24 protein-coding genes are annotated in these 21876 nt (G+C 45.6%); 14 read left to right on the forward strand and 10 right to left on the reverse strand.

Annotation, left to right across the window (positions count from 1 at the left end; translation table 11 throughout):
• The first annotated feature begins 2 nt into the window (after nucleotides 1–2).
• The 5 genes from QF06_RS02695 to nosA all read left to right on the forward strand — a co-directional run bounded on the left by QF06_RS02695 (nucleotide 3) and on the right by nosA (nucleotide 4519).
• Nucleotides 3–962 carry a tripartite tricarboxylate transporter substrate binding protein gene (locus QF06_RS02695; protein ID WP_021481215.1) on the forward strand — a complete coding sequence of 320 codons (960 nt, stop codon included), beginning with the start codon at nucleotides 3–5 and terminating at the stop codon, nucleotides 960–962.
• A 26-nt stretch (nucleotides 963–988) separates the two neighbouring features.
• Entirely contained in the window at nucleotides 989–1114 is a 126-nt protein-coding gene (locus QF06_RS22225) for a hypothetical protein (protein ID WP_021481214.1), read from the forward strand.
• A 43-nt stretch (nucleotides 1115–1157) separates the two neighbouring features.
• Nucleotides 1158–2459 (forward strand): Mg(2+)/citrate complex secondary transporter CitM, encoded by a 1302-nt coding sequence (gene citM, locus QF06_RS02700; protein ID WP_021481213.1) that lies wholly within the window; start codon nucleotides 1158–1160, stop codon nucleotides 2457–2459.
• Nucleotides 2460–2514: 55 nt separating this feature from the next.
• A complete protein-coding gene (locus QF06_RS02705; RefSeq protein WP_041851182.1) occupies nucleotides 2515–3309 on the forward strand; it encodes an MBL fold metallo-hydrolase in 795 nt (264 codons plus the stop codon).
• A gap of 118 nt (nucleotides 3310–3427) precedes the next feature.
• The gene (gene nosA, locus QF06_RS02710; protein WP_043940067.1) at nucleotides 3428–4519 is read left to right on the forward strand and encodes a nitric oxide synthase; all 1092 of its coding nucleotides are present in this window, start codon (nucleotides 3428–3430) and stop codon (nucleotides 4517–4519) included.
• Here nosA and QF06_RS02715 read toward each other — a convergent pair.
• A complete protein-coding gene (locus tag QF06_RS02715; RefSeq protein ID WP_003233709.1) occupies nucleotides 4510–4785 on the reverse strand; it encodes an acylphosphatase in 276 nt (91 codons plus the stop codon). The two genes, nosA and QF06_RS02715, sit on opposite strands and share 10 nt — an antisense overlap.
• Nucleotides 4786–4851: 66 nt before the next feature.
• Between QF06_RS02715 and QF06_RS02720 the strand changes: the two genes are divergently transcribed.
• Entirely contained in the window at nucleotides 4852–5517 is a 666-nt protein-coding gene (locus QF06_RS02720; RefSeq protein WP_041851181.1) for an MOSC domain-containing protein, read from the forward strand.
• A gap of 40 nt (nucleotides 5518–5557) precedes the next feature.
• Here QF06_RS02720 and QF06_RS20890 read toward each other — a convergent pair whose 3' ends face one another.
• From QF06_RS20890 to map, 4 genes are all read right to left on the reverse strand, one after another.
• Entirely contained in the window at nucleotides 5558–5695 is a 138-nt protein-coding gene (locus tag QF06_RS20890; protein ID WP_003239885.1) for a YflJ family protein, read from the reverse strand.
• A gap of 156 nt (nucleotides 5696–5851) precedes the next feature.
• Nucleotides 5852–6007, reverse strand: a complete 156-nt coding sequence (locus QF06_RS20895; RefSeq protein ID WP_003244572.1) for a hypothetical protein — start codon at nucleotides 6005–6007, stop codon at nucleotides 5852–5854.
• A gap of 106 nt (nucleotides 6008–6113) precedes the next feature.
• Nucleotides 6114–6428 carry a DUF3243 domain-containing protein gene (locus tag QF06_RS02725; RefSeq protein ID WP_003242951.1) on the reverse strand — a complete coding sequence of 105 codons (315 nt, stop codon included), beginning with the start codon at nucleotides 6426–6428 and terminating at the stop codon, nucleotides 6114–6116.
• Between the two features lie 81 nt (nucleotides 6429–6509).
• Entirely contained in the window at nucleotides 6510–7259 is a 750-nt protein-coding gene (gene map, locus QF06_RS02730) for a type I methionyl aminopeptidase (protein WP_003233698.1), read from the reverse strand.
• A gap of 171 nt (nucleotides 7260–7430) precedes the next feature.
• On the opposite strand from map, the gene nagE reads away from it, so the two are divergent.
• Complete coding sequence (gene nagE / locus QF06_RS02735) at nucleotides 7431–8789, forward strand: N-acetylglucosamine-specific PTS transporter subunit IIBC (protein WP_041851180.1); 1359 nt, start codon at nucleotides 7431–7433, stop codon at nucleotides 8787–8789.
• A gap of 33 nt (nucleotides 8790–8822) precedes the next feature.
• Here nagE and ltaS read toward each other — a convergent pair whose 3' ends face one another.
• A complete protein-coding gene (gene ltaS / locus QF06_RS02740; protein ID WP_003233694.1) occupies nucleotides 8823–10772 on the reverse strand; it encodes a lipoteichoic acid synthase in 1950 nt (649 codons plus the stop codon).
• A 100-nt stretch (nucleotides 10773–10872) separates the two neighbouring features.
• Here ltaS and QF06_RS20900 point away from each other — a divergent pair, with 100 nt between their 5' ends.
• The 3 genes from QF06_RS20900 (at nucleotide 10873) to QF06_RS02750 (ending at nucleotide 12961) form a co-directional block, all read left to right on the forward strand.
• Nucleotides 10873–11010, forward strand: a complete 138-nt coding sequence (locus QF06_RS20900) for a hypothetical protein (RefSeq protein WP_080332623.1) — start codon at nucleotides 10873–10875, stop codon at nucleotides 11008–11010.
• 18 nt (nucleotides 11011–11028) lie between these two features.
• Nucleotides 11029–11421, forward strand: a complete 393-nt coding sequence (locus QF06_RS02745) for a DnaJ family domain-containing protein (protein ID WP_003233692.1) — start codon at nucleotides 11029–11031, stop codon at nucleotides 11419–11421.
• 124 nt (nucleotides 11422–11545) lie between these two features.
• Nucleotides 11546–12961, forward strand: coding sequence for an alanine/glycine:cation symporter family protein (locus QF06_RS02750; protein WP_015252561.1), 1416 nt, complete (start codon nucleotides 11546–11548; stop codon nucleotides 12959–12961).
• Here the strand turns inward: QF06_RS02750 and QF06_RS02755 are convergent.
• Genes QF06_RS02755 through QF06_RS02770 form a run of 4 tightly spaced genes read right to left on the reverse strand, consistent with a single transcriptional unit; the run spans nucleotide 12958 to nucleotide 16950 of the window.
• Nucleotides 12958–14034 carry an endospore germination permease gene (locus QF06_RS02755; RefSeq protein ID WP_041851179.1) on the reverse strand — a complete coding sequence of 359 codons (1077 nt, stop codon included), beginning with the start codon at nucleotides 14032–14034 and terminating at the stop codon, nucleotides 12958–12960. The two genes, QF06_RS02750 and QF06_RS02755, sit on opposite strands and share 4 nt — an antisense overlap.
• Nucleotides 14035–14057: 23 nt before the next feature.
• Nucleotides 14058–14258 (reverse strand): hypothetical protein, encoded by a 201-nt coding sequence (locus tag QF06_RS02760; RefSeq protein ID WP_003233686.1) that lies wholly within the window; start codon nucleotides 14256–14258, stop codon nucleotides 14058–14060.
• 15 nt (nucleotides 14259–14273) lie between these two features.
• Nucleotides 14274–15428: a Ger(x)C family spore germination protein gene (locus QF06_RS02765; protein WP_041851178.1), complete on the reverse strand. Its 1155-nt coding sequence runs from the start codon at nucleotides 15426–15428 to the stop codon at nucleotides 14274–14276.
• Complete coding sequence (locus QF06_RS02770) at nucleotides 15409–16950, reverse strand: spore germination protein (RefSeq protein ID WP_041851177.1); 1542 nt, start codon at nucleotides 16948–16950, stop codon at nucleotides 15409–15411. The genes QF06_RS02765 and QF06_RS02770 overlap by 20 nt, the downstream gene beginning before the upstream one ends.
• 188 nt (nucleotides 16951–17138) lie before the next feature.
• Here QF06_RS02770 and treP point away from each other — a divergent pair, with 188 nt between their 5' ends.
• From treP to QF06_RS02790, 4 genes are all read left to right on the forward strand, one after another.
• Nucleotides 17139–18551: a PTS system trehalose-specific EIIBC component gene (gene treP / locus QF06_RS02775; protein ID WP_003233682.1), complete on the forward strand. Its 1413-nt coding sequence runs from the start codon at nucleotides 17139–17141 to the stop codon at nucleotides 18549–18551.
• Between the two features lie 70 nt (nucleotides 18552–18621).
• Nucleotides 18622–20307 carry an alpha,alpha-phosphotrehalase gene (gene treC, locus QF06_RS02780; protein ID WP_041851176.1) on the forward strand — a complete coding sequence of 562 codons (1686 nt, stop codon included), beginning with the start codon at nucleotides 18622–18624 and terminating at the stop codon, nucleotides 20305–20307.
• A gap of 20 nt (nucleotides 20308–20327) precedes the next feature.
• Nucleotides 20328–21044, forward strand: a complete 717-nt coding sequence (gene treR, locus QF06_RS02785; protein ID WP_041851175.1) for a trehalose operon repressor — start codon at nucleotides 20328–20330, stop codon at nucleotides 21042–21044.
• A 139-nt stretch (nucleotides 21045–21183) separates the two neighbouring features.
• Nucleotides 21184–21849 (forward strand): NAD(P)H-dependent oxidoreductase, encoded by a 666-nt coding sequence (locus tag QF06_RS02790; RefSeq protein ID WP_043940068.1) that lies wholly within the window; start codon nucleotides 21184–21186, stop codon nucleotides 21847–21849.
• Nucleotides 21850–21876 lie beyond the last annotated feature (27 nt).

The following is a 21876-nucleotide window of genomic DNA, read 5'->3' on the forward strand; positions in this document are numbered from 1 at the left end:
ATATGAAAAAATCTATAATCCTATTGATTTTTCTATTGATCTTTATGCAGGGTGATATCAGGCAGGCGGCTGCGCCGCGCCTGCCGGACGGGCCGATAGAAATTGTCGTCCCTGCCGAACCTTCTGGCGGCTGGGATGTCACAGCGCAGGCGATCCAATCAGTTTTGAGGCAGAAGCAGATCGTGAAGGATGATGTTCATATCGTCTATAAATCCGGCGGCGGGGGAGAGAAAGGCTGGAAATATGTCAACAAAAGCAGCAAACAAACCATCAGCATGACGTCCAGCCTAATATTGAGCAATGATCTTCTCGGGCAAAGCAAATTAAAAATGTCCGATTTTACGCCGCTCGCCATTCTCTCCAAGGAATGGCAGACGATTGCATTGCCAAAAGGATCAGCGTTAACAAATGGCAAGGATGTGCTGAATGAGATCAACATGCATCCCGGCAAGGTGAGAATCGGCTTTGCCCCGGGGTTTGGCAATGATGATCAGCTCTCGTTCGTCAGAGCGGCAGATATGTACGGCATTGACCCGTTTGACATTCAATTCTCACAGTATGACAGCAGCGAACAGCTCATTCAGGCGCTGATCAGACATGAGATAGAAGCGGCTTCCATGACACTTTCTGAAGCGAAACCATATGAACGAAACGGCGATATCACGTTAGCCGCTGTAACGTCTGATAAAAGGCTTCCCGGTTTTCCAAATGTACCGACGTGGAAGGAGCAGGGAATCCCGTTTGTTTTTTCTCATTGGAGAGGGATTTTGGGCCCGAAAAATATGTCTGAGGAAGAGATTTCTTATTGGGATCAAGCGCTAAAGAAGGTCACCTCTTCACCTGAATGGAAGCGGAAAATAAACGAACAGGACTGGGAAAGCTTTTATTTGAACAGCAGGGAAACGAAACGGTTTTTAGAAGAGCAATCTGCTTTTTATCAAAGCATCATGACAGGAAATTAAGATCCCGGCATCCCGGGATTTTTTTCATGCTGAAAATTGATCAAAAAGAACAAAACGGTTTTAAAAAATTAAAAATACAAAAAAACCAAATTATTTACTTGCGGTTGGTTTTCCCATACGATGGCAAAAAGGCAAGACAAAAAGGGGAGTAAGGGAGAAAAAAATGTAAGCGGATTCATTTAAGGGGGAATGGATGTGTTAGCAATCTTAGGCTTTCTCATGATGCTTGTGTTTATGGCATTGATCATGACAAAACGGCTTTCTGTTTTAACAGCATTAGTTTTGACGCCGACTGTGTTTGCGCTTATCGCCGGATTTGGATTTACTGAAGTTGGGGACATGATGATTTCGGGGATTCAGCAAGTCGCGCCGACTGCGGTCATGATTATGTTTGCGATCTTATATTTTGGAATTATGATTGATACAGGCCTGTTTGATCCAATGGTTGGCAAAATTTTAAGCATGGTCAAAGGAGACCCTTTAAAAATTGTTGTCGGGACAGCGGTTCTTACAATGCTCGTCGCCTTGGACGGAGATGGCTCGACAACGTACATGATTACGACAAGCGCCATGCTTCCGCTCTATTTGCTGCTAGGCATCCGGCCAATTATCCTGGCGGGAATCGCGGGAGTCGGCATGGGAATCATGAACACAATTCCATGGGGCGGTGCGACGCCGAGGGCGGCGAGTGCGCTGGGGGTTGATCCAGCTGAGCTTACAGGGCCGATGATTCCTGTCATTGCAAGCGGGATGCTTTGTATGGTGGCGGTTGCGTATGTGCTTGGAAAAGCGGAACGAAAGCGCCTTGGTGTGATTGAACTGAAACAGCCAGCCAATGCCAATGAACCGGCGGCAGCGGTTGAAGATGAGTGGAAGCGGCCGAAGCTTTGGTGGTTCAATTTATTGTTAACGCTTTCTTTAATAGGATGTTTAGTATCGGGTAAAGTTAGTTTAACCGTACTGTTTGTCATTGCGTTTTGTATTGCGCTGATTGTGAATTATCCCAATCTCGAGCATCAGAGACAGCGCATCGCAGCGCATTCCAGCAACGTGCTGGCTATCGGTTCAATGATTTTTGCCGCGGGGGTGTTCACGGGGATTTTGACAGGCACGAAAATGGTTGATGAAATGGCGATCTCACTCGTGTCCATGATACCGGAACAAATGGGCGGATTGATCCCAGCGATTGTGGCCTTAACAAGCGGTATTTTCACATTTTTGATGCCGAATGACGCGTATTTCTACGGGGTGCTGCCGATTTTATCAGAAACAGCTGTCGCATACGGTGTGGATAAAGTGGAAATTGCAAGAGCCTCTATTATCGGCCAGCCGATTCATATGCTGAGTCCGCTTGTGCCATCCACTCATTTGCTTGTCGGACTCGTCGGAGTTTCTATTGATGACCATCAAAAATTCGCATTGAAATGGGCGGTTCTCGCAGTGATCGTCATGACGGCTATCGCTCTATTGATCGGTGCGATCTCTATTTCCGTATGATAATTCAGGCGTAATGACACACACTAACGGCATATAACATTCCGGAGGTGTCATTATGAGTGATCCTTATATGCCGCTGACTTCAGTCAGAAGCGGAACGGGGTTCGAAGCGGCAAAAGGGGTGCACGGCCTGACTGTGCAAATTGCGAATGTCTATTTTATTCAGCTGCCTTCTGAACCTCACTCATTTGTTTTAATTGATGCCGGCATGCCTCAATCAGCCGGCATGATTGTCAATGAAGCCAAACAAAGATTCGGTGAAGGGTTTCAGCTGAAGGCGATTATCCTCACACACGGGCACTTTGACCATATTGGGGCAATCGAAGAGATCCTTGAGCATTGGGATGTACCTGTTTATGTCCATTCTCGGGAAATGGCCTATGTAACAGGTAAAGAGGATTATCCTCCGGCTCGTCCTGACAGCAAGAGCGGGCTGGTCGCCAAGCTGTCGCCGCTGTTTCCGCGGCACTCCATCGATATTTCCTCACATGTTCAGGCACTGCCGGAAGACGGTTCAGTCCCTTTTCTTGACGAGTGGATGTGGATCGCGACACCAGGACACACGCCGGGCCATATTTCGTTATTCCGCGATGACGGCCGCGTGCTTGTGGCAGGTGATGCTGTTATTACAGTGGAACAGGAGAAAATGGCTGACGTCTTGATACAAAAACAGGAGCTTCACGGGCCGCCGGCTTATTTCACGCCTGACACAGAGACGGCCGCTGAGTCCATTCTGAAGCTGGCCGGTCTTGAACCGGAAGCGTTATTGACAGGGCACGGCATACCGATGACCGGCAAAAACTTTCGAAGTGACTTAACTGAATTGGCAAATCGATTATCGTCTATTTGACACCCGCACCACGCGGGTGTTTTTTATTGTTTTCCAGGAAGTTGCAGAAAAATCATTTGTCTTGCCGCTTAAAAACGATACAATGAAAAGCATGAAGTGATGTGAAGGGGAGAGTTTGTTGGAAGAAAAAGAAATACTCTGGAACGAAGCGAAAGCGTTTATTGCCGCATGCTATCAGGAATTGGGAAAGGAGGAGGAAGTGAAAGACCGTCTCGAGGACATTAAAAGTGAAATTGACCTGACCGGGAGCTATGTACATACGAAGGAAGAGCTAGAGCACGGAGCGAAAATGGCTTGGAGAAACAGCAACCGCTGCATCGGCAGATTGTTCTGGAATTCGCTGAATGTTATTGACAGACGAGACGTCCGGACGAAGGAGGAAGTGCGTGACGCCCTCTTTGACCATATTGAAACCGCCACCAATAACGGCAAAATCAGACCGACCATTACGATTTTCCCTCCGGAAGAGAAGGGTGAAAAGCAAGTCGAGATCTGGAATCATCAGCTGATCCGGTACGCTGGATATGAGTCAGACGGAGAAAGAATCGGCGACCCGGCTTCCTGTTCCCTGACAGCAGCCTGCGAAGAGCTCGGCTGGCGCGGAGAGCGAACGGATTTTGACCTGCTGCCGCTCATTTTTCGCATGAAAGGCGACGAACAGCCTGTCTGGTATGAGCTGCCGCGTTCACTTGTGATCGAGGTTCCAATCATACATCCGGACATCGAGGCGTTTGCTGATTTGGAGCTGAAGTGGTACGGCGTGCCTATCATCTCTGATATGAAGCTTGAGGTCGGGGGCATTCATTATAATGCCGCGCCATTTAACGGCTGGTATATGGGCACGGAGATCGGAGCGAGAAACCTAGCAGATGAAAAGCGGTACGACAAGCTGAAAAAAGTAGCGTCCGTGATCGGTATCGCCGCTGATTACAATACGGATTTATGGAAGGATCAAGCGCTAGTTGAATTGAATAAAGCAGTGCTGCACTCGTATAAAAAGCAGGGTGTCAGCATCGTTGACCATCATACAGCGGCAAGCCAGTTTAAACGGTTTGAAGAACAGGAGGAAGAAGCGGGCAGAAAGCTGACGGGGGACTGGACGTGGCTGATTCCGCCAATTTCACCCGCTGCCACTCATATCTTCCACCGATCCTATGATAACTCAATCGTTAAGCCGAATTACTTTTATCAAGATAAGCCTTATGAGTAAACAATAGAAAATCGATGATGGCCTTCAAGGCTGCGGGATTCAGTCACAGAGATGTCGGTAACTTTTGAGAAAGGGCTTCCGTTCTTTACAGCCTCAACAAACGATTGCAGGGCGTTTTCCGGACCCTCTGCCAAAATCTCGACACGCCCGTCATCACGGTTTTTGACCCAGCCGGCCAGTTTTCGCTTATCAGCTTCCATTTGAACAAAATAGCGAAAGCCCACACCTTGAACCCGGCCGTTTACAATGATTCGGTATTGAAGCATGTAAAAACCACCTTTTCTTTTTATGATAATCAATCATTTTACAACCTGTAAAGGGGATGTGTTTGTATGAAACCAGAGCGCTATTCAGTTCTTTCTCTTAATCTGGGAAAACCGCAGACGCTTGAATATGACGGAAAGAAAATCGAAACCGGCATCATGAAGCGGCCGGCTGAATCAGCCGTCATGCTGTATCGGGAGAATTTTGAAGGAGACGGACAGGCGGACCTCGTCAACCACGGCGGACCTGATAAGGCTGTCTGTGTCTACCCGGCGGAGCATTATCCGTTTTGGGAAGAGTTCCTCTCAAGACCGCTGTCAAATGCCGCATTTGGAGAAAATCTGACGGTCGCGGGCCTGACTGAGGAGAATGTTTGCATCGGGGATGTGTTCAGGCTTGATGAAGCTGTTGTTCAGGTCAGCCAGCCGCGCCAGCCGTGTGTAAAGCTGGCGAAAAAGTTTGGTGTAAAAGAAATGGTGCTGAAGGTCCAGCAAACCGGCTATACAGGGTTTTATTTTCGCGTGCTGGAGGAGGGCAGGGTGTCTCCCGGCGCGAACCTTGAATTGCTGTCCAGAGGAGAGAAGGGCATCTCCGTCCAGTTCGCCAACCGCATCAACTACCATAATGCAAAAAATCTCACCGCCATAGAACTGATTTTAAGTGAGGCTGCACTATCGGAAAGCTGGAGAGCGTCCTTTATGAAAAAGAAGGACAGGCTGCTGCCGGTTGAATAGAAAAAAGCCGCGCATATCAACGTGCGCGGCTTTGCCATATTTAAGATTGTTTTTTCTTTGTTTCAAGCAGGTTGGCAAGAAAATAGGTTTTATAGCTTTGAAGCTTTCTTCCCTCATGGTGCGTGATCCCCTGCTTTTTTAGTTCTGCCACATACCAGCCTTTACTGCCGTAATGCATGTCAGAAAACTCCTTTCCCTATCTGATTTCGAAACGATTGGCATTGTAACATCTATAAAAAGATGCTGAAAAGAGATGCGGGGAAAACTGAGCCTTTCGCACTAGATGTACGAATGTTCTTCTGTATGTATATGCGGAGCAAAAGCCGAATATGATTTAATGGCCGGTTAGTTTGATCATGACAACGCCAAATGTCATAATGGCGAAAACAATGCCGATATATGTGAGCATCCCGTTTTTTTTCTTAACGCCGTAAACGGTCATAATGATGCCTTCAATGAAAAAAATGATGCCGAAAATAATAAACCACATGCAGATAAAGGCTCCTTTCACAGACATAATAGTAGTGTAGCATATCTGAAAGAGCCGGGCTGTGACAATATCAAGAAAGCCGGGCGCATATCGCCCGGCTCATGTTTTATTGTTTATCAACCAATTTGACCAGAAGCTGTGCCAAATGTTCTTTCTCATCTTCGTCTGCAACGCTCCAAAGCTCTTGCAGCAGCATTTCTTCACCGTTTTGCGGCTCTTCATGCTTTGCGAGGTAGTCTCCCAGGATCGCAGCGCTTTTTACAAGCTTGCCGTCATCCAATCCCAGCTTTTTGCCTCGGTTGACTTGTTTTTTCAAGTAGCCTTTAAATTCCTCAAAGTCTTTTAAAATGTCTTCTTTTATTGTGCCATGCATCGCGTTCATTTCGTTTTCAATTTGGATTTTTTCTTGATCTCTGTTCATTGCAAGACCTCCTCGTGCAGAATAATGATGTTTTACCTGCTATTGGAGGAGGTTAAACCTGCCGGAAGCCCGGAATGTGTTTTACAGTTTCGTCAGGATAATCGGTTCATCTTTTGTGATGACGATCGTGTGTTCAACTTGGGCAACCATGCTTTTATCCGGCGTCTTGAACGTCCAGCCGTCTCCAGCTTCAACAATCGTTTCTGCTTTCGTTGAAATAAACGGTTCAAGCGCGATGACTGTGCCATTTTTGAACAGTGCGTTATCAAACGGATCATAATAGTTCATGATGTGGTTCGGCGCTTCATGCAGGCTTCGGCCGATTCCGTGGCCGGTCAGGGTTTTGATGACGGTAAAGCCTTGAGAGCGTGCTTCATGATAAACGGCTCTTCCGATCTGGTTTTGGCGCTTGCCCGCTTTTGCCTGCTGAAGCCCCTTTTGAAATGCGTTTTCCGCGCATTGGCAAAGCTTATGAAGGCGTTCTTCTCCTTCACCGAGCACAAATGAGATGCCTGTGTCGGAATAGAAGCCGCCAAATTCAGCGGAGATGTCGATGTTGACAAGGTCCCCTGCTTTTAAAATTTTGGATGTGCTTGGTATGCCGTGAGCCACTTCATCATTTACGCTGATGCATGTCACACCTGGAAAATCATATTCCTTCTCAGGAGCTGAAACGGCGCCGTGCTCATCAAGCACAGCTTTTCCGATAAGGTCAAGGTCTTTTGTGCTCATGCCGGGCTCTGCCTTCCGCTTCATTTCTTCACGCGCAAGCGCGACGATTCTTCCGATTTTTTTCAGACCTTCTAATTCTTGATCGTTTGTTACAATCATCTGTCATTCCCGCTTTCTTTTTAAATAATCTAGATTAAGCTTACCACAACTGTCTTAAAAATAGGAAACACACGGGCCTGGGAAAAAAGAAATACCCCCGGGAAAATTGGTATAGATCACTAGATATCTTATATGGTATATTTGAAAAAAAAGGGTATGAGGGGGATGGGTATGCTTTCATTTTTACAAAAACTCGGGAAGTCATTTATGCTCCCGATTGCGGTTCTGCCTGCGGTTGGAATTATCCTTGCGCTTGGCAGAGAGGATGTATTTAATATCCCGTTTGTTTATCAGGCGGGGACGGCGGTTTTTGATCATCTGCCGCTTATTTTTGCGATCGGAATTGCCATCGGCATTTCAAAAGACAGCAATGGGGCCGCGGGTTTATCAGGGGCGATATCGTATCTGATGCTTGACGCGGCAACAAAGACAATTGATAAAACAAATAACATGGCGGTGTTTGGGGGAATTATTGCCGGTTTAATTGCCGGTTACACCTATAACCGCTTCAAGGATACCAAGCTGCCTGAATATCTCGGGTTCTTCAGTGGCAGACGGCTTGTGCCGATTATAACAGCCATTATTACGATCATTTTAGCGGGCATATTCGGAGTCGTCTGGCCGCCGATTCAATCGTGTATAAACTCGTTTGGAGAGTGGATGCTCGGGCTCGGCGGCATCGGGGCAGGCATATTCGGCCTATTCAACAGGCTGTTAATTCCGCTTGGCCTTCACCATGTGCTGAACAATATTTTCTGGTTCCAATTTGGAGAATATAACGGAGTGACAGGGGATCTGGCGCGCTTTTTCGCGAAAGATCCGACAGCGGGCACATATATGACCGGATTCTTCCCAATCATGATGTTCGGTCTTCCGGCGGCTTGTCTGGCTATGGTTGTGACTGCGAAGCCGTCTAAACGGAAAGCGACGGCTGGAATGATGATTGGATTTGCTTTAACGGCGTTTATCACAGGGATTACGGAGCCGATTGAGTTTGCATTTATGTTTTTATCTCCGCTTTTATACGCTGTTCACGCGGTCTTAACCGGGTTATCTTTATTTATCGTCAACTGGCTCGGCATCCGTTCAGGCTTTTCTTTTTCAGCTGGAGCTATCGATTATGTGCTCAGCTATGGAATCGCAGAAAAACCGCTGCTTCTGCTTTTGGTAGGTATATGCTATGCGGCAGTATACTTTATCGTGTTTTATGTACTGATTAAGGCTTTGAATTTAAAAACGCCTGGACGGGAAGACGATGATGTAGATGAAGTGCTGGATGAAAATACTGTTCAGGATGTAAATGAAAACATCATGCTGAAAGGGCTCGGCGGAAAAGAAAACATTCAAACCATTGATCATTGCGCCACAAGGCTGCGACTGACTGTGAAGGATACCGCTTTGGTGGATGAAGCGCTGCTAAAGAAAGCAGGCGCAAAAGGGGTTGTCAAATCAGGCGGGCAATCGGTTCAAGTCATTATTGGCCCGAATGTGGAATTTGCGGCGGAAGAATTGAGGGCTGCTGTCAAATAAAAAAAGCGGAGAGGGCAACCTCTCCGCTTTTTCTTATTTATCTTCGTTATCCTTTGACGTTTCGGAAGAATCTTCGTCATGTTTTGTGTAATCATAATCAGAAGGATTCACCTTCTTAAAACCTTTCGGCTCGTAGAACCGCAGCAGGTCTCCGTTTATGATTTTATCGGACATTTCAAGTTCCTTCTTGACGAGCGAGTCTTCTGACTTGTCGACTTCGGATTCATCGAGTTCTTTTCCGGTTTTCGTGTCGTAATACTTACCGGATATTTTCGTGTACTTCGGTGAAATAAAGTCTCCGTTTCGGAACGGAATCACTTCACGGTGTTCTTTCGATAAAATATCAGACCCGGACATCAGATAGTCCTTCGTATCCACTCCGAGCAGATGCAGAATGGTAGGAGCCACATCAACGTCTCCGGCATATTTATGAACTTTCTCGCCCTTCACGCCGGCAGCGTGGATAAAGAGCGGCACCCGTTGAAGCTGGGCGTTGTCGTAATCAGTGATTTCATCCTTGCCAAGCACTTTCGCCATCGCTTTATTGTGGTTTTCAGAGATGCCGTAGTGGTCTCCGTACATCACAATAATCGATTTATCATATAACCCGTCTTTTTTCAGATCATTGAAGAATTGTTCAATGGACTGATCAAGGTAATGGGCTGACTGGAAGTAGTTATCGACGACAGAGTCACCAAAGTCTCCAGCCGGGAAGTCTGTATCCCCCTCATCCATTCCGAATGGGAAGTGGTTAGACAGGGTAATGAACTTCGTATAGAACGGCTGCGGCAGGCTTTCCAGCAGCGGCATTGATTCTTTGAAGAACGGTTTGTCTTTCATGCCGTAGTTTTTCGTGTTTTCTTCGTTCATGTCATAGTAAGCAGAATCAAAGAATTTATCAATGCCTTCCGCTTTGTACATTTCGTTACGGTTCCAGAACGTCTGCGTGTTCCCGTGGAAAGTAGCAGATGTGTAATTCTTAGACTTCAGAATCGCCGGAACGGATTGCAGCGTGTTTTGTGCTTTGTTTACGAAAACTGAACCTTGAGCCAGCGGGTACAGAGAGTTTTCCATCATAAATTCAGCATCAGATGTTTTACCTTGTCCCGTTTGGTGGAAAAAGTTATCAAAGTAGAACGTTTCGTTATCATGTGCCAGTTTATTTAAGAACGGTGTCACTTCTTTGCCGTCAATTTTATAGTCGATAATAAATGACTGCAAAGATTCAAGTGAAACGTAAATGACGTTTTTTCCTTCCGCTTTGCCGAAATACACGTTATTCGGCACATCGTAATTGGCTTTCATGTAGTTTTCCACTTCCGTCACGTCGCTGGAATCGGCAAGCGCGCGCTGGCTGTTGGACTTGATATTCTGTACAGCGTCATAAATCGTGAAATTGTATGTTCCCAAGTATTTCACAAGATAGTTCCGGTCGAATGATCTTGTCAGCAATTCAGGACGGTCTGATTCCGCAACTGCCAGGTTGATCAAGAACACAAGAATTGAAGACGCAAAAATAATTCGGAACGATTTTTTGCTTGACGTTTCGGCAGGCTTGTTTACTTTGATCGCCAAGATGATCAGGATGATCGTATCGATAAAGTAAAAGGCGTCAGTCGGTCTCATCAGCGAAAATGCGCTGTCACCGAGTTGGCCGCCGTTTGTTTTAGCCTGCATAATGACCGGAATTGTAATAAAATCATTGAAAAATCTGTAGTACACAATGTTTGCGTACAGTAAAAAAGACATTAAAAAATGAATCACTATAATGGCTGTCTGCTGTAATTTTTTCTTGAACAAGAGTCCAAAGCCAAGAAAGAACAAGCTTGAGCTAAGAGGATTCACAAAAAGCAATATTTTTTGTATCGTGTTGTCTATTCCTAAGTTGAAGTTCAGGACATAACCGACATACGTTTTGATCCATAACAGGACGACCGCAATTAAGAAGAAGGCCAGTCCTCTTTCTTTTATAAATGTTTTCATTGTTACACTCCTTTTTTCCGATCCAGTTCGAGCGAAACGATAGAAAAAACGAACGTATCCAATATAACACGAATCAGCAGATTAGAAAAGTGAAAATCGTATGATGGAGAAAGTGGCGAAAAACGCCGTCGAATCAACGTTTCGCTTTGATATTACCAAATGTAAAACAAGGTATCTTTCTAGAAATAAAGGAATAAAATGGTGCGTTGAGAATTGTATGATAAAATATAAGGTATAGATAAAAAGAGGTGAAATGATGGATTTTTCCCATATTGTGTCTGAAGATAAAATTAAGCGCGCCATCAAAGACGGGGACTTTCAAAACCTCCCGGGAATGGGGAAGCCGCTGCCGAAGGATGACGCGGCACACTTGCCGGAATCGCTGCGCATGGGCTATCGTATTTTGAAAAACGCGGGAATGGCAGAGGACGAGGGCGCGCTCAAAAAAGAGCTTATGACCATCGACCATTTAATCGAAAAGTGCTATGACGAAAAAGAACGCGAGCAATTAATCAGAAAAAAATCTGAAAAGCAATTGCTGCTTGATAAGCTTGTCGACAAAAAAGGCATGTTTTCAAAGCCAGCATCCGCTTTTTATAAGAATAAAGTATATGACCGGCTTGGACGAAACAGACCTTCTTCCAGCTGATTTGTCTTTTCTGCAGGATGGCGATTGATAAAAGCCATCCTTTTTATGTTCCAAGTTCTATGTCAAAAGGTTTATGTTTTTCCATCTATGGGAAATGATTCATAAACGAAAAAAGGGTGATGGGATGGAACGACTATTAGTATGGATAGAGCATATATCTGATTGGCTGTGGGGTCCGCCGCTAATCATCCTGCTGACGGGGACGGGGTTGTATTTCACTATTTTGCTGAAAGGTTTTCAATTTCGCTATCCTTTATACATTTTCAAACAGACAATCGGCAGCGTAGGAAAAAAACCGAAGGGAGAGGGCACAGTCACACCGCTTCAGGCATTGACCTCAGCCCTCAGTTCAACGATCGGTGCAGCGAACATTGTCGGTGTGCCCGCCGCTATTATGTTTGGAGGACCAGGAGCGGTTTTTTGGATGTGGCTGATTGCCTTATTTGCCATGGCGATTAAGTTTTCTGAAAGTGTTCTTGCTGTTCATTACAGAGAAAAAAATGAGCAGGGTGAATACGTCGGGGGACCGATGTATTACATAACAAAAGGGCTGCGCATGAAATGGCTCGGCGTATTCTTCTCTGTTGCGCTGATTGTGGAGCTGATCCCCAGCATTATGGTTCAGGGAAATTCGGTTTCAGTCTCGCTTGCTGAGACGTTTTCTTTCAATAAAATATACGCAGGAATCGGAATTGCGTTTTTGATTGGGTTAGTGGTGATAGGAGGGGTAAAGCGGATCGGAAAAGTAACAGAGTTTGTCGTGCCTCTTATGGCAGGGGCATACGCAGGTGCCGGTCTCCTAATTGTTCTCATGAATCTATCATCAGTGCCGGCGTTTTTCTCTCTCGTTTTTTCAAATGCGTTTACCTCTTCTTCAGCAGTTGGAGGGTTCGCAGGTGCTGCGTTGGCGGAAACCGTTCGCTGGGGATTTGCCCGCGGGCTTTATTCTAATGAAGCCGGAATGGGAACAGCCCCGATTGCACATGCGGCAGCAATGACTGATCATCCTGTGCGGCAAGGGTTTTGGTCTGTGATCGGCATTGTCATTGACACCTTGATCATCTGCACGACCACCGCTTTTGTCGTTCTTGCATCTGGTGTCTGGACAGGGAAGAACGCCTCAATTGATCCGGCAGCACTGACGACGGCTGCATTTCAGCATTATTTCGGTTCTGGCGGAGGGTACTTCGTTTCGGTTTCCCTAGTCTTCTTTGTCGTATCAACCATTATGGTTGTCATTTTTTACGGCGTAAAGCAAGCTGAATTTCTGTTCGGGCGGCTGGCAGGACACGTGATTAAATTCGTTTATTTAGCGGCTATTATCATAGGTGCCGCAGGCGGAGCAAAAGCCATTTGGGGCTTTTTGGACTTAGCATTGGCTTTTATTCTCGTCCCAAATGTGATTGCGCTGTTGTTATTGAGCAGAAAGGTAAAAGCGCTGTACACCGAATTCTTTACATCTGAACAGTACTACCTGAAAGATATAAGAAAAACAAAACAGAATCCTGTTTATCAAACAAAAGAAGCTAAAAACTCCTAGTGCTTTGCTTTGGCGCCGAACAACGCTTTGCTTTTTATGATCAAATAAATGAGTAAAGGCAGCAAAAGAGAAATCACTACATTAATGATTGGTTTGATTCTGTTAAAGTCGATTAGCTGATTTGTATTTAAAAAGAACCAAAAGCTGCATACGACTGAGAACATGCCGGTTGGTGTATACATGGCTTTCGGGTCGATTTTTGAGTGTAAAAACGAAAGGCCGTATACCACGATATATAGGGAACCTGCTATCTTCACCATAATGACCGGAATCCAAAAAGCCGCGATGACCAGGTCTGAGCGATCCAGAAAATCCGTAATGCGGATCTGCCTGATGACCATATAAGCAGGATCAAAGAAAGTAGATGTCAGGTTGGGACCAAAGACAGAAATTGAAGAAAATAACATCACGGCCAGCAATAAAGCACCCAGCAGTATCGCGAAAATGGTGTATTTTAGCGGGACGCTCTGGTTTGAGAAGAGAAGCGGAAGGATAATCAATTCCCCCATTGTCCCAAACGCGTAATAGCCTGATTGAAGATATGGGATTAGACCTTCAAAAACAGGCGTCAAGTTTTGAAGCTCAATTTGTGTGGCCAGCGTGAATGGAAGGAACAAGACCAGGGTGCCGAATGGAAATAAGAATATCTGCGCCATTCTGGTCAATGTTTCTTTTCCCTCTCTGGCAATACAGATCGCCACAAAGATAATAACACCGCCCAGAACAGCCATTGGTGTTCTCGGGAGAAATAAAATGTTAATCAAATTGATGAAAAAACGTATATCATGAGCATTGATTAACAGGAAATACAAAGAAAACAGTAAAATGATAATCCGGCCTGCGATTGGTGAGGAATCGCTCAGCAGCTCATAGATATTTTTATCCTGATGCTTTTTCATCAGCCTATGCATGAGCCAGAGTGCCGGAATCACGATGACAACGCCGAGGATGTAGCTGTGCCAGGCATTTTGTTTTGCTGATTCGATCATGAGAATCGGAGCATGCTTTAATCCGACCGCTAACGTATACAGAGCTCCGAAAAATAATCCTTGGTATGCAGAGGTCTTGTCCATAAAGCACATCCTTTCTGTCATGTTCAAAACGGAATATATTTAAACAGGTGCCCCAGCCGCGGAAGCAGGGGATTCACTCTCATATAAATCCATAGAAAAGCACTTCCTGCAATTAGCAGGCTGAAGGCCCATTTTGTTAGATTGTTAGCGGAACGAAAATTCTTCCATTCATATGCGTATATGGCAATGCACACAATCAATGTCTGTACGATATAGCTGATCATGCTGACGCACCTCCATTAATGGCTGATCGTTTTGTATAGGACACCGCCCTGCTCAATCGTCACAATTGGGACGACGTGAACCTCCATATCCTTATATACCTCTTCCCATTCCTTTTTCAGCAGATTCTTCGTGGTTGCCGTGCTTCTGATGGTCCTGTCTTGAAAGCCGGCCGGGTCCGCCTTTAGCTTTTGCAAACGATGAACGGTGCTGATCACGTCCTTCTTTATGGTTCTGTTTAATGCTTTTTGAATGATGTAATACTGGTCGGTTTCTCTCGTCTCATAGGTTGATTGGTTTTCCATAATAATTCCTTTGGCTCTGATCTCGATTGTCATTGACAGCTTTCCGTTTTTTTCAGCGGCATGAAAGGATGCATTGGACTTTTGAAGCTGAATGGATGCTTGTCCCATTTGATTCGGCAGGTCTACTATGAATTCTGGCTGGCGGGCTTGATTAAGCAACATCAGAGCTGCTGTCATGTGTTCATCTTTGAAAATATCCATCAATCTGTCCTTTTTAAAGATCGCAAGCCCGTCAATTTTCAAATTAGATTTGCCTTTCCCTCCAGGTTTTGTTTTAGATGCAGAGATGACCGGTGCATACGGATCACTGCCTATTTCTACTAGATCAGACATGAATCTGCTTAAAAAAACGGGGCGGCTCGTTGCGATAATGGCCAGCTCCCGAATCATTTCCGCCGGAAACTGTTCAAGCTGAACATCGGTGTTTAAAATGTCCCGCGCTTCTCCCCGGCTGACTAAAATGAGCGCCGTTAATCTGTTCTGCGGATTTCGCGTTAAAATATCAAAGACTGGGGCAACGCCGTCTCTCGCCATATCCTCTCCAATAATGACTGTACGTCTGTGGGACGTATTGATTGTCCGTGACAAGGAGGTTTGCAGCTTGTTGTTCGCTTCTCTGATCGTAGTGCCGGAAGCTGAATCAACATACCATGTTTTTGAACCGGCAGTTCCGCCGCCGCCCCCTGTTTGTCCGCCTAATTGACCGACCAAGGGAATCTGCATGGCCACTCGATACTGATCTTTTTTCTTATCAATGGCTGAGCTGACAACAAATGCAATGTCATTGATTTCTGTCCGGTCCCAGCACCCCGTTAGAAGGATACAAATGAGAAGCGGCAAAACACACTTATATATTGTTTTCTTCATCTTTTGGGTCCTCTCTTTTCGCTCCCTTCTGTCCGTTGCCGCGCGAATACGTGCCCGGCCTTCTGGTCATCGTCCACCAAGGCGCCCTGACAAAAATATCTTTTACTTCATCTCGTTTAAACGGAGAAATCCCGGATAAATAAGGAATGCCGAAAGATTGCAGCTTGCATAAATGAAGCACTAAGATAATCGTGCCGAGCATAATGCCGAATATCCCAAAAATACTTGCCAAAAACATAAGCGGGAAACGAAGCATCCTGATGGAGATAGCTAAGTTAAACCGCGGAATTGTAAATGACGCGATCCCTGTTAACGATACGATGATCACCATGGGGGCAGACACAATTCCCGCTTCAACAGCGGCTGTCCCAATGACTAGGGCCCCGAGAATACTGACGGTCTGGCCGATGGTTTTCGGCAGGCGCACTCCCGCCTCACGGAGAGCCTCAAAAGAAATTTCCATAATCAATGCTTCTATGATGGCGGGGAAAGGAATCGGTTCACGCGCAGAGGCCACACTGAACATTAAGTTTGTCGGCATTAAGTCCTGGTGGTATGTAATAACGGCAACATAAATAGCCGGCAAATATAAAGCAACGAATAAAAACATATAGCGAAGCCAGCGGATTAAGTTAGACATCAAATAACGCTCATAGTAATCTTCACTGGCCTGCATAAGCTGCCAAAACGTAATCGGGCCTGTTAAGACAAAGGGCGTATTATCTGTGAAAATGGCAAATCGGCCTTCGAGAAGCTGGGCGGCGACGGTGTCCGGCCTTTCTGTGTATTGCAGCTGGGGGAATGGCGAGTACGTGTCGTCTTCGATAAATTCTTCAATATATCCGCTTTCTAAGACAGCATCAATCTTTATCTTTTTGATTCTTTTTTTTGCTTTGTCAATGACCTTTGGATCGGCAAGCCCGTCAATATAGGCCAAGACAACATCGGTTTTGGTTTTCGTGCCGATTTTAAACGAGATCATTTTAAGCTGAAACGTTTTGACGCGAAACCGCACAAGAGCGGTATTGACCCTGAGGCTTTCAGTGAAGCCCTCTCTTGACCCTCTGATGGTCGATTCTGTTATCGGCTCTTCAATGCTTCTTCTTTGTCCGCCTTTTATATTTAAGATCAGGCCTTTTGAGTGCCCGTCGGCAAATAAAACCGCGTTCCCCTCAATGATGGATGCAGCCACTTTGCTCATACTCGTTTCTATTGCAACATTTGAAATTGATAGAGTATTTTGCAGCGCCTCTTCATGTTCATCTATTTGATCCGTCAAATGCATTAAGAAAGGGCGGAGGGCGTGATCCTGAATATGTTCAGATTTTACAATTCCTTCGATATAAACAATAAATCCGCACAGCCCGTTTCCAAAGTCAAATTGTCTAAATACGATGTCTGAGCAGCCTTCTGTTAATAAGGTCAGATTATCGAGGTTTTCCTTCAAATTGGGAGAGATCGGTCTGTCCTGATTGTCTTCAAGCTCTTTGATGAGCTGAAGCGCTTTGTCGCGTTTATTCATAGAGACTCACCCTGCTTTTTAATGTCACAATAAGTGCTTGTGACTTTTAGGGTAACCTTGTCTGTTTCATATATTCCAGACTAGGATGAAAGCGCTATAAAAAAGTGTTGACTACCTGTATATACAGGAATACAATATGATTATAAGTTGTATATACAAGTTATAAAAACGGATACGGAGGGGTTGGCATGGGGGAACTGAACAAATCGGCACGTCAGATTGTCGAAGCAGTCGGCGGTGCTGAAAATATTGCAGCGGCAACTCATTGTGTTACACGTTTGCGTTTTGCTTTAATAGATGAAAGCAAGGTTGACCAAGAGATGCTTGATCAAATTGATGTGGTAAAGGGATCATTCTCGACAAACGGACAGTTTCAGGTCGTAATCGGCCAGGGAACTGTCAACAAAGTATATGCTGAACTGGTCAAGGAAACGGGGATTGGCGAGTCAACAAAGGATGAAGTGAAGAAGGCCTCAGAAAAAAATATGAATCCTTTGCAGCGTGCTGTGAAAACGCTTGCAGATATTTTTATTCCAATATTGCCTGCGATTGTCACGGCGGGTCTTTTAATGGGGATCAATAACATTTTAACGGCGGAAGGCATTTTCTTCAGCACAAAATCGATTGTGCAGGTTTATCCGCAGTGGGCGGATCTTGCTAATATGATTAACCTGATTGCAGGCACGGCCTTTACGTTTTTGCCTGCGTTAATCGGATGGTCTGCCGTCAAGCGGTTCGGCGGCAATCCGCTTCTCGGCATTGTGCTCGGAGTTATGCTCGTGCATCCTGATTTGCTGAATGCGTGGGGATATGGCGCGGCAGAACAAAGCGGAGAGATCCCGGTATGGAATCTATTCGGCCTAGAGGTGCAGAAAGTCGGCTATCAGGGTCAGGTGCTCCCAATTTTGCTTGCTTCTTATATGCTGGCGAAGATTGAGGTATTTTTAACAAAACGCACACCTGAGGGCATACAGCTGCTCGTTGTCGCACCAATTACGCTTCTCTTAACAGGATTTGCCTCTTTTATCATTATCGGCCCGATTACATTTGCGATCGGTAATGTACTGACTTCAGGGCTTATCTCGGTGTTTGGTTCTTTTGCCGCACTGGGCGGTCTGTTATATGGCGGTTTCTACTCAGCGCTCGTGATTACCGGTATGCATCACACGTTTCTTGCAGTCGACCTGCAGCTCATCGGTTCAAAGCTCGGCGGCACCTTTTTATGGCCGATGCTGGCGCTTTCTAATATCGCACAAGGTTCGGCAGCTCTGGCCATGATGTTTATCGTGAAGGATGAGAAACAAAAAGGCCTCTCCCTCACATCAGGGATTTCTGCTTATCTTGGCATTACAGAGCCTGCCATCTTTGGGGTGAATCTGCGATACAGATTTCCGTTTATCATTGCAATGGTCAGCTCTGGCCTGGCCGGAATGTATATTTCTTCTCAAGGTGTGCTGGCAAGCTCCGTCGGTGTCGGCGGCGTGCCGGGGATTTTCTCAATCATGAGCCAGTACTGGGGCGCGTTTGCAATCGGGATGGCTATTGTATTGATCGTGCCGTTTGCCGGAACATACGCGTATGCGAGATTCAAACATAAATAACAAATGGGGAGCGGGACGTGTTGAACGTTCCCTTTTCCCGTTTTCAATTTAAATATGGTGGTGGAAACAGATGAAAACAGAACAAACGCCATGGTGGAAAAAAGCTGTGGTTTATCAAATTTATCCGAAAAGCTTTAACGATACGACAGGAAACGGTGTCGGCGATCTGAACGGCATTATTGAAAAGCTTGATTACTTAAAAACACTTCAGGTGGATGTGCTTTGGCTGACGCCGATTTATGATTCTCCGCAGCATGATAATGGGTACGATATTCGTGATTATTACTCGATTTATCCTGAATACGGAACGATGGAGGATTTTGAGCGGCTAGTGTCCGAAGCACATAAAAGAGACCTGAAAGTCGTCATGGATCTTGTTGTCAATCATACGTCAACAGAGCACAAATGGTTTCGCGAGGCGATCTCTTCAATAGACAGCCCGTACCGTGATTTTTATATATGGAAAGACCCACAGGAAAACGGTTCTGTTCCGACGAACTGGGAATCGAAATTCGGCGGCTCGGCATGGGAGCTTGACGAAGCATCAGGCCAATACTATTTGCATCTGTTTGATGTGACACAGGCTGATTTGAATTGGGAAAATGAAGAGGTCAGAAAGCATGTCTATGACATGATGCATTTTTGGTTTGAAAAGGGAATAGACGGCTTTAGGCTTGATGTCATCAACCTGATTTCTAAAGATCAGCGCTTTCCGAATGCGGAGGAAGGCGACGGCCGCTCTTTTTACACTGATGGGCCGCGGGTGCACGAATTTCTGCATGAAATGAACGAAAAGGTGTTTTCGCATTACGACAGCATGACGGTCGGTGAGATGTCTTCAACAACCGTAGACCACTGTATCCGGTATACGAATCCTGACAATAAAGAACTTGATATGACATTCAGCTTCCATCATCTCAAGGTTGACTATCCTAACGGCGAAAAATGGGCCTTGGCGCCGTTTGATTTTTTGAAGCTGAAGGAGATCCTATCTGACTGGCAAACGGGGATGCACGCAGGAGGAGGATGGAACGCTCTGTTCTGGTGCAATCATGATCAGCCGCGCGTTGTATCAAGATATGGAGATGATGGCGCATATAGGGTGAAATCGGCGAAAATGCTTGCTACGGCCATTCATTTGATGCAGGGCACGCCTTATATTTATCAGGGCGAGGAGCTGGGGATGACGAATCCGAAGTTCACTGACATAAGCTCCTATCGGGATGTCGAATCGCTGAACATGTATCACGCCTTTAAGGAAAAAGGAATGGCTGATCAAGATATTACAGCCATTTTACAGGCGAAATCCCGTGACAATTCCAGAACCCCCGTTCAGTGGGATGCTACGGAAAATGGTGGTTTTACAGCGGGCACACCATGGATACCGGTTGCAGGAAATTACCGGGAAATCAATGCTGAAGCGGCGCTGAGGGATCAGAATTCGGTGTTTTACCATTATCAAAAATTGATTCAGATTCGCAAAATGTATGACATTGTGACAGAGGGTACGTATGAGATAATTGCAAAGGATGACCCGAACATTTTTGCGTATCTCAGACACGGCAGCAATGAAAAGCTGCTCGTGATCAATAATTTTTACGGGACAGAGGCGGCCTTTACACTGCCGGACTCTTTAGCGCCTGACGAATGGAAGGCAGAGGTGCTGTTGACGAACGATGAAGCAAGGGAAGGGCTTCAGAACATGACGCTTCGCCCGTATGAGTCCATTGTTTATCGTTTAACGAAACCGTGTTAAACTAAGCTGGGTGGTCCATAATGAAGGTGAATAAATTCATCACAATTTATAAAGACATCGCACAGCAAATTGAAGGCGGCCGATGGAAAGCGGAGGAGATTCTTCCGTCTGAACATGAGTTGACCGCACAGTACGGTACATCAAGAGAAACGGTCCGAAAGGCGCTTCATATGCTCGCGCAAAACGGTTATATCCAGAAAATCAGGGGAAAAGGCTCCGTCGTGCTCAATCGTGAAAAAATGCAGTTTCCCGTTTCGGGCCTTGTCAGCTTCAAGGAGCTCGCGCAAACGCTTGGCAAAGAAACGAAAACAACTGTACACAAATTCGGGCTGGCGCCTCCGTCAGAGCTGATCCAAAAACAGCTCCGGGCCAATCTGGATGACGACATCTGGGAAGTCATCAGGTCTAGAAAGATTGACGGGGAACATGTGATTTTGGACAAGGATTACTTTTTCAGAAAGCATGTCCCTCACCTGACGAAAGAAATTTGTGAAAACTCCATATATGAGTATATAGAAGGAGAGCTCGGTCTTTCGATCAGTTACGCCCAAAAAGAAATTGTCGCCGAGCCGTGTACGGACGAGGACAGAGAGCTTCTCGATTTACGCGGCTATGACCATATGGTCGTGGTGAGAAACTACGTCTTTTTGGAGGATACCAGTTTGTTTCAATATACGGAAAGCAGACACCGTCTCGACAAATTCCGATTTGTTGATTTTGCGCGGCGGGGGAAATGAGAGAGGCGCCTGCCTGCGGCAGCGCGCTTTTTTGTTTGGTATCAAAATTGATACTATCCAACAAAAATGTGCGTACTTTTACTTTTTATCATAATGGCTACAATAGAGATGAGAGTAACCTAAAGGAGAGGTGTTTTACATGGCAGATCTAAAGAAACAAATTCTGGATGCATACAATTTCAGGCATGCGACTAAGGAATTTGACCCGAATAAAAAAGTGTCAGACAGCGATTTTGAATTTATTTTAGAAACAGGAAGACTGTCTCCGAGCTCACTCGGCCTTGAGCCTTGGAAATTTGTCGTCGTCCAAAATCCGGAGTTCCGCGAGAAGCTTCGTGAATACACATGGGGCGCGCAAAAGCAGCTGCCGACCGCAAGCCATTTCGTCCTGATTCTTGCGCGTACAGCGAAGGATATCAAATATAATGCGGACTACATCAAACGTCATTTAAAAGAAGTAAAACAAATGCCGCAAGACGTGTACGAAGGCTATTTAAGCAAAACAGAAGAATTCCAGAAAAACGATTTGCATTTGCTTGAAAGTGACAGAACATTGTTTGACTGGGCATCAAAACAAACCTATATCGCGCTTGGCAACATGATGACTGCCGCTGCGCAAATCGGTGTTGATTCCTGCCCGATAGAAGGCTTCCAGTACGATCACATTCACCGTGTTCTTGAAGAAGAAGGCCTTCTGGAAAACGGAAGCTTCGATATTTCTGTGATGGTGGCATTTGGCTACCGAGTGAGAGACCCTCGTCCGAAAACAAGATCTGCTGTTGAAGATGTTGTGAAGTGGGTTTAAATAAAGAAAGCTGCTCGCTTAGCGAGC

This window comes from Bacillus sp. YP1 (assembly GCF_000877815.1).
Taxonomy (GTDB): domain Bacteria; phylum Bacillota; class Bacilli; order Bacillales; family Bacillaceae; genus Bacillus; species Bacillus subtilis.

Bases quoted from the DNA above. Each gene is read 5' to 3' on its own strand.
- QF06_RS02695 (WP_021481215.1), top strand. From the start codon at position 3: ATGAAAAAATCTATAATCCTATTGATTTTTCTATTGATCTTTATGCAG.
- QF06_RS22225 (WP_021481214.1), top strand. From the start codon at position 989: ATGCTGAAAATTGATCAAAAAGAACAAAACGGTTTTAAAAAATTAAAA.
- QF06_RS02705 (WP_041851182.1), top strand. From the start codon at position 2,515: ATGAGTGATCCTTATATGCCGCTGACTTCAGTCAGAAGCGGAACGGGG.
- QF06_RS02715 (WP_003233709.1), bottom strand. From the start codon at position 4,785: ATGCTTCAATACCGAATCATTGTAAACGGCCGGGTTCAAGGTGTGGGC.
- QF06_RS02720 (WP_041851181.1), top strand. From the start codon at position 4,852: ATGAAACCAGAGCGCTATTCAGTTCTTTCTCTTAATCTGGGAAAACCG.
- QF06_RS20890 (WP_003239885.1), bottom strand. From the start codon at position 5,695: ATGCATTACGGCAGTAAAGGCTGGTATGTGGCAGAACTAAAAAAGCAG.
- QF06_RS20895 (WP_003244572.1), bottom strand. From the start codon at position 6,007: ATGTGGTTTATTATTTTCGGCATCATTTTTTTCATTGAAGGCATCATT.
- QF06_RS02725 (WP_003242951.1), bottom strand. From the start codon at position 6,428: ATGAACAGAGATCAAGAAAAAATCCAAATTGAAAACGAAATGAACGCG.
- map (WP_003233698.1), bottom strand. From the start codon at position 7,259: ATGATTGTAACAAACGATCAAGAATTAGAAGGTCTGAAAAAAATCGGA.
- nagE (WP_041851180.1), top strand. From the start codon at position 7,431: ATGCTTTCATTTTTACAAAAACTCGGGAAGTCATTTATGCTCCCGATT.
- ltaS (WP_003233694.1), bottom strand. From the start codon at position 10,772: ATGAAAACATTTATAAAAGAAAGAGGACTGGCCTTCTTCTTAATTGCG.
- QF06_RS20900 (WP_080332623.1), top strand. From the start codon at position 10,873: ATGATGGAGAAAGTGGCGAAAAACGCCGTCGAATCAACGTTTCGCTTT.
- QF06_RS02745 (WP_003233692.1), top strand. From the start codon at position 11,029: ATGGATTTTTCCCATATTGTGTCTGAAGATAAAATTAAGCGCGCCATC.
- QF06_RS02750 (WP_015252561.1), top strand. From the start codon at position 11,546: ATGGAACGACTATTAGTATGGATAGAGCATATATCTGATTGGCTGTGG.
- QF06_RS02755 (WP_041851179.1), bottom strand. From the start codon at position 14,034: ATGGACAAGACCTCTGCATACCAAGGATTATTTTTCGGAGCTCTGTAT.
- QF06_RS02760 (WP_003233686.1), bottom strand. From the start codon at position 14,258: ATGATCAGCTATATCGTACAGACATTGATTGTGTGCATTGCCATATAC.
- QF06_RS02765 (WP_041851178.1), bottom strand. From the start codon at position 15,428: ATGAAGAAAACAATATATAAGTGTGTTTTGCCGCTTCTCATTTGTATC.
- QF06_RS02770 (WP_041851177.1), bottom strand. From the start codon at position 16,950: ATGAATAAACGCGACAAAGCGCTTCAGCTCATCAAAGAGCTTGAAGAC.
- treP (WP_003233682.1), top strand. From the start codon at position 17,139: ATGGGGGAACTGAACAAATCGGCACGTCAGATTGTCGAAGCAGTCGGC.
- treC (WP_041851176.1), top strand. From the start codon at position 18,622: ATGAAAACAGAACAAACGCCATGGTGGAAAAAAGCTGTGGTTTATCAA.
- treR (WP_041851175.1), top strand. From the start codon at position 20,328: ATGAAGGTGAATAAATTCATCACAATTTATAAAGACATCGCACAGCAA.
- QF06_RS02790 (WP_043940068.1), top strand. From the start codon at position 21,184: ATGGCAGATCTAAAGAAACAAATTCTGGATGCATACAATTTCAGGCAT.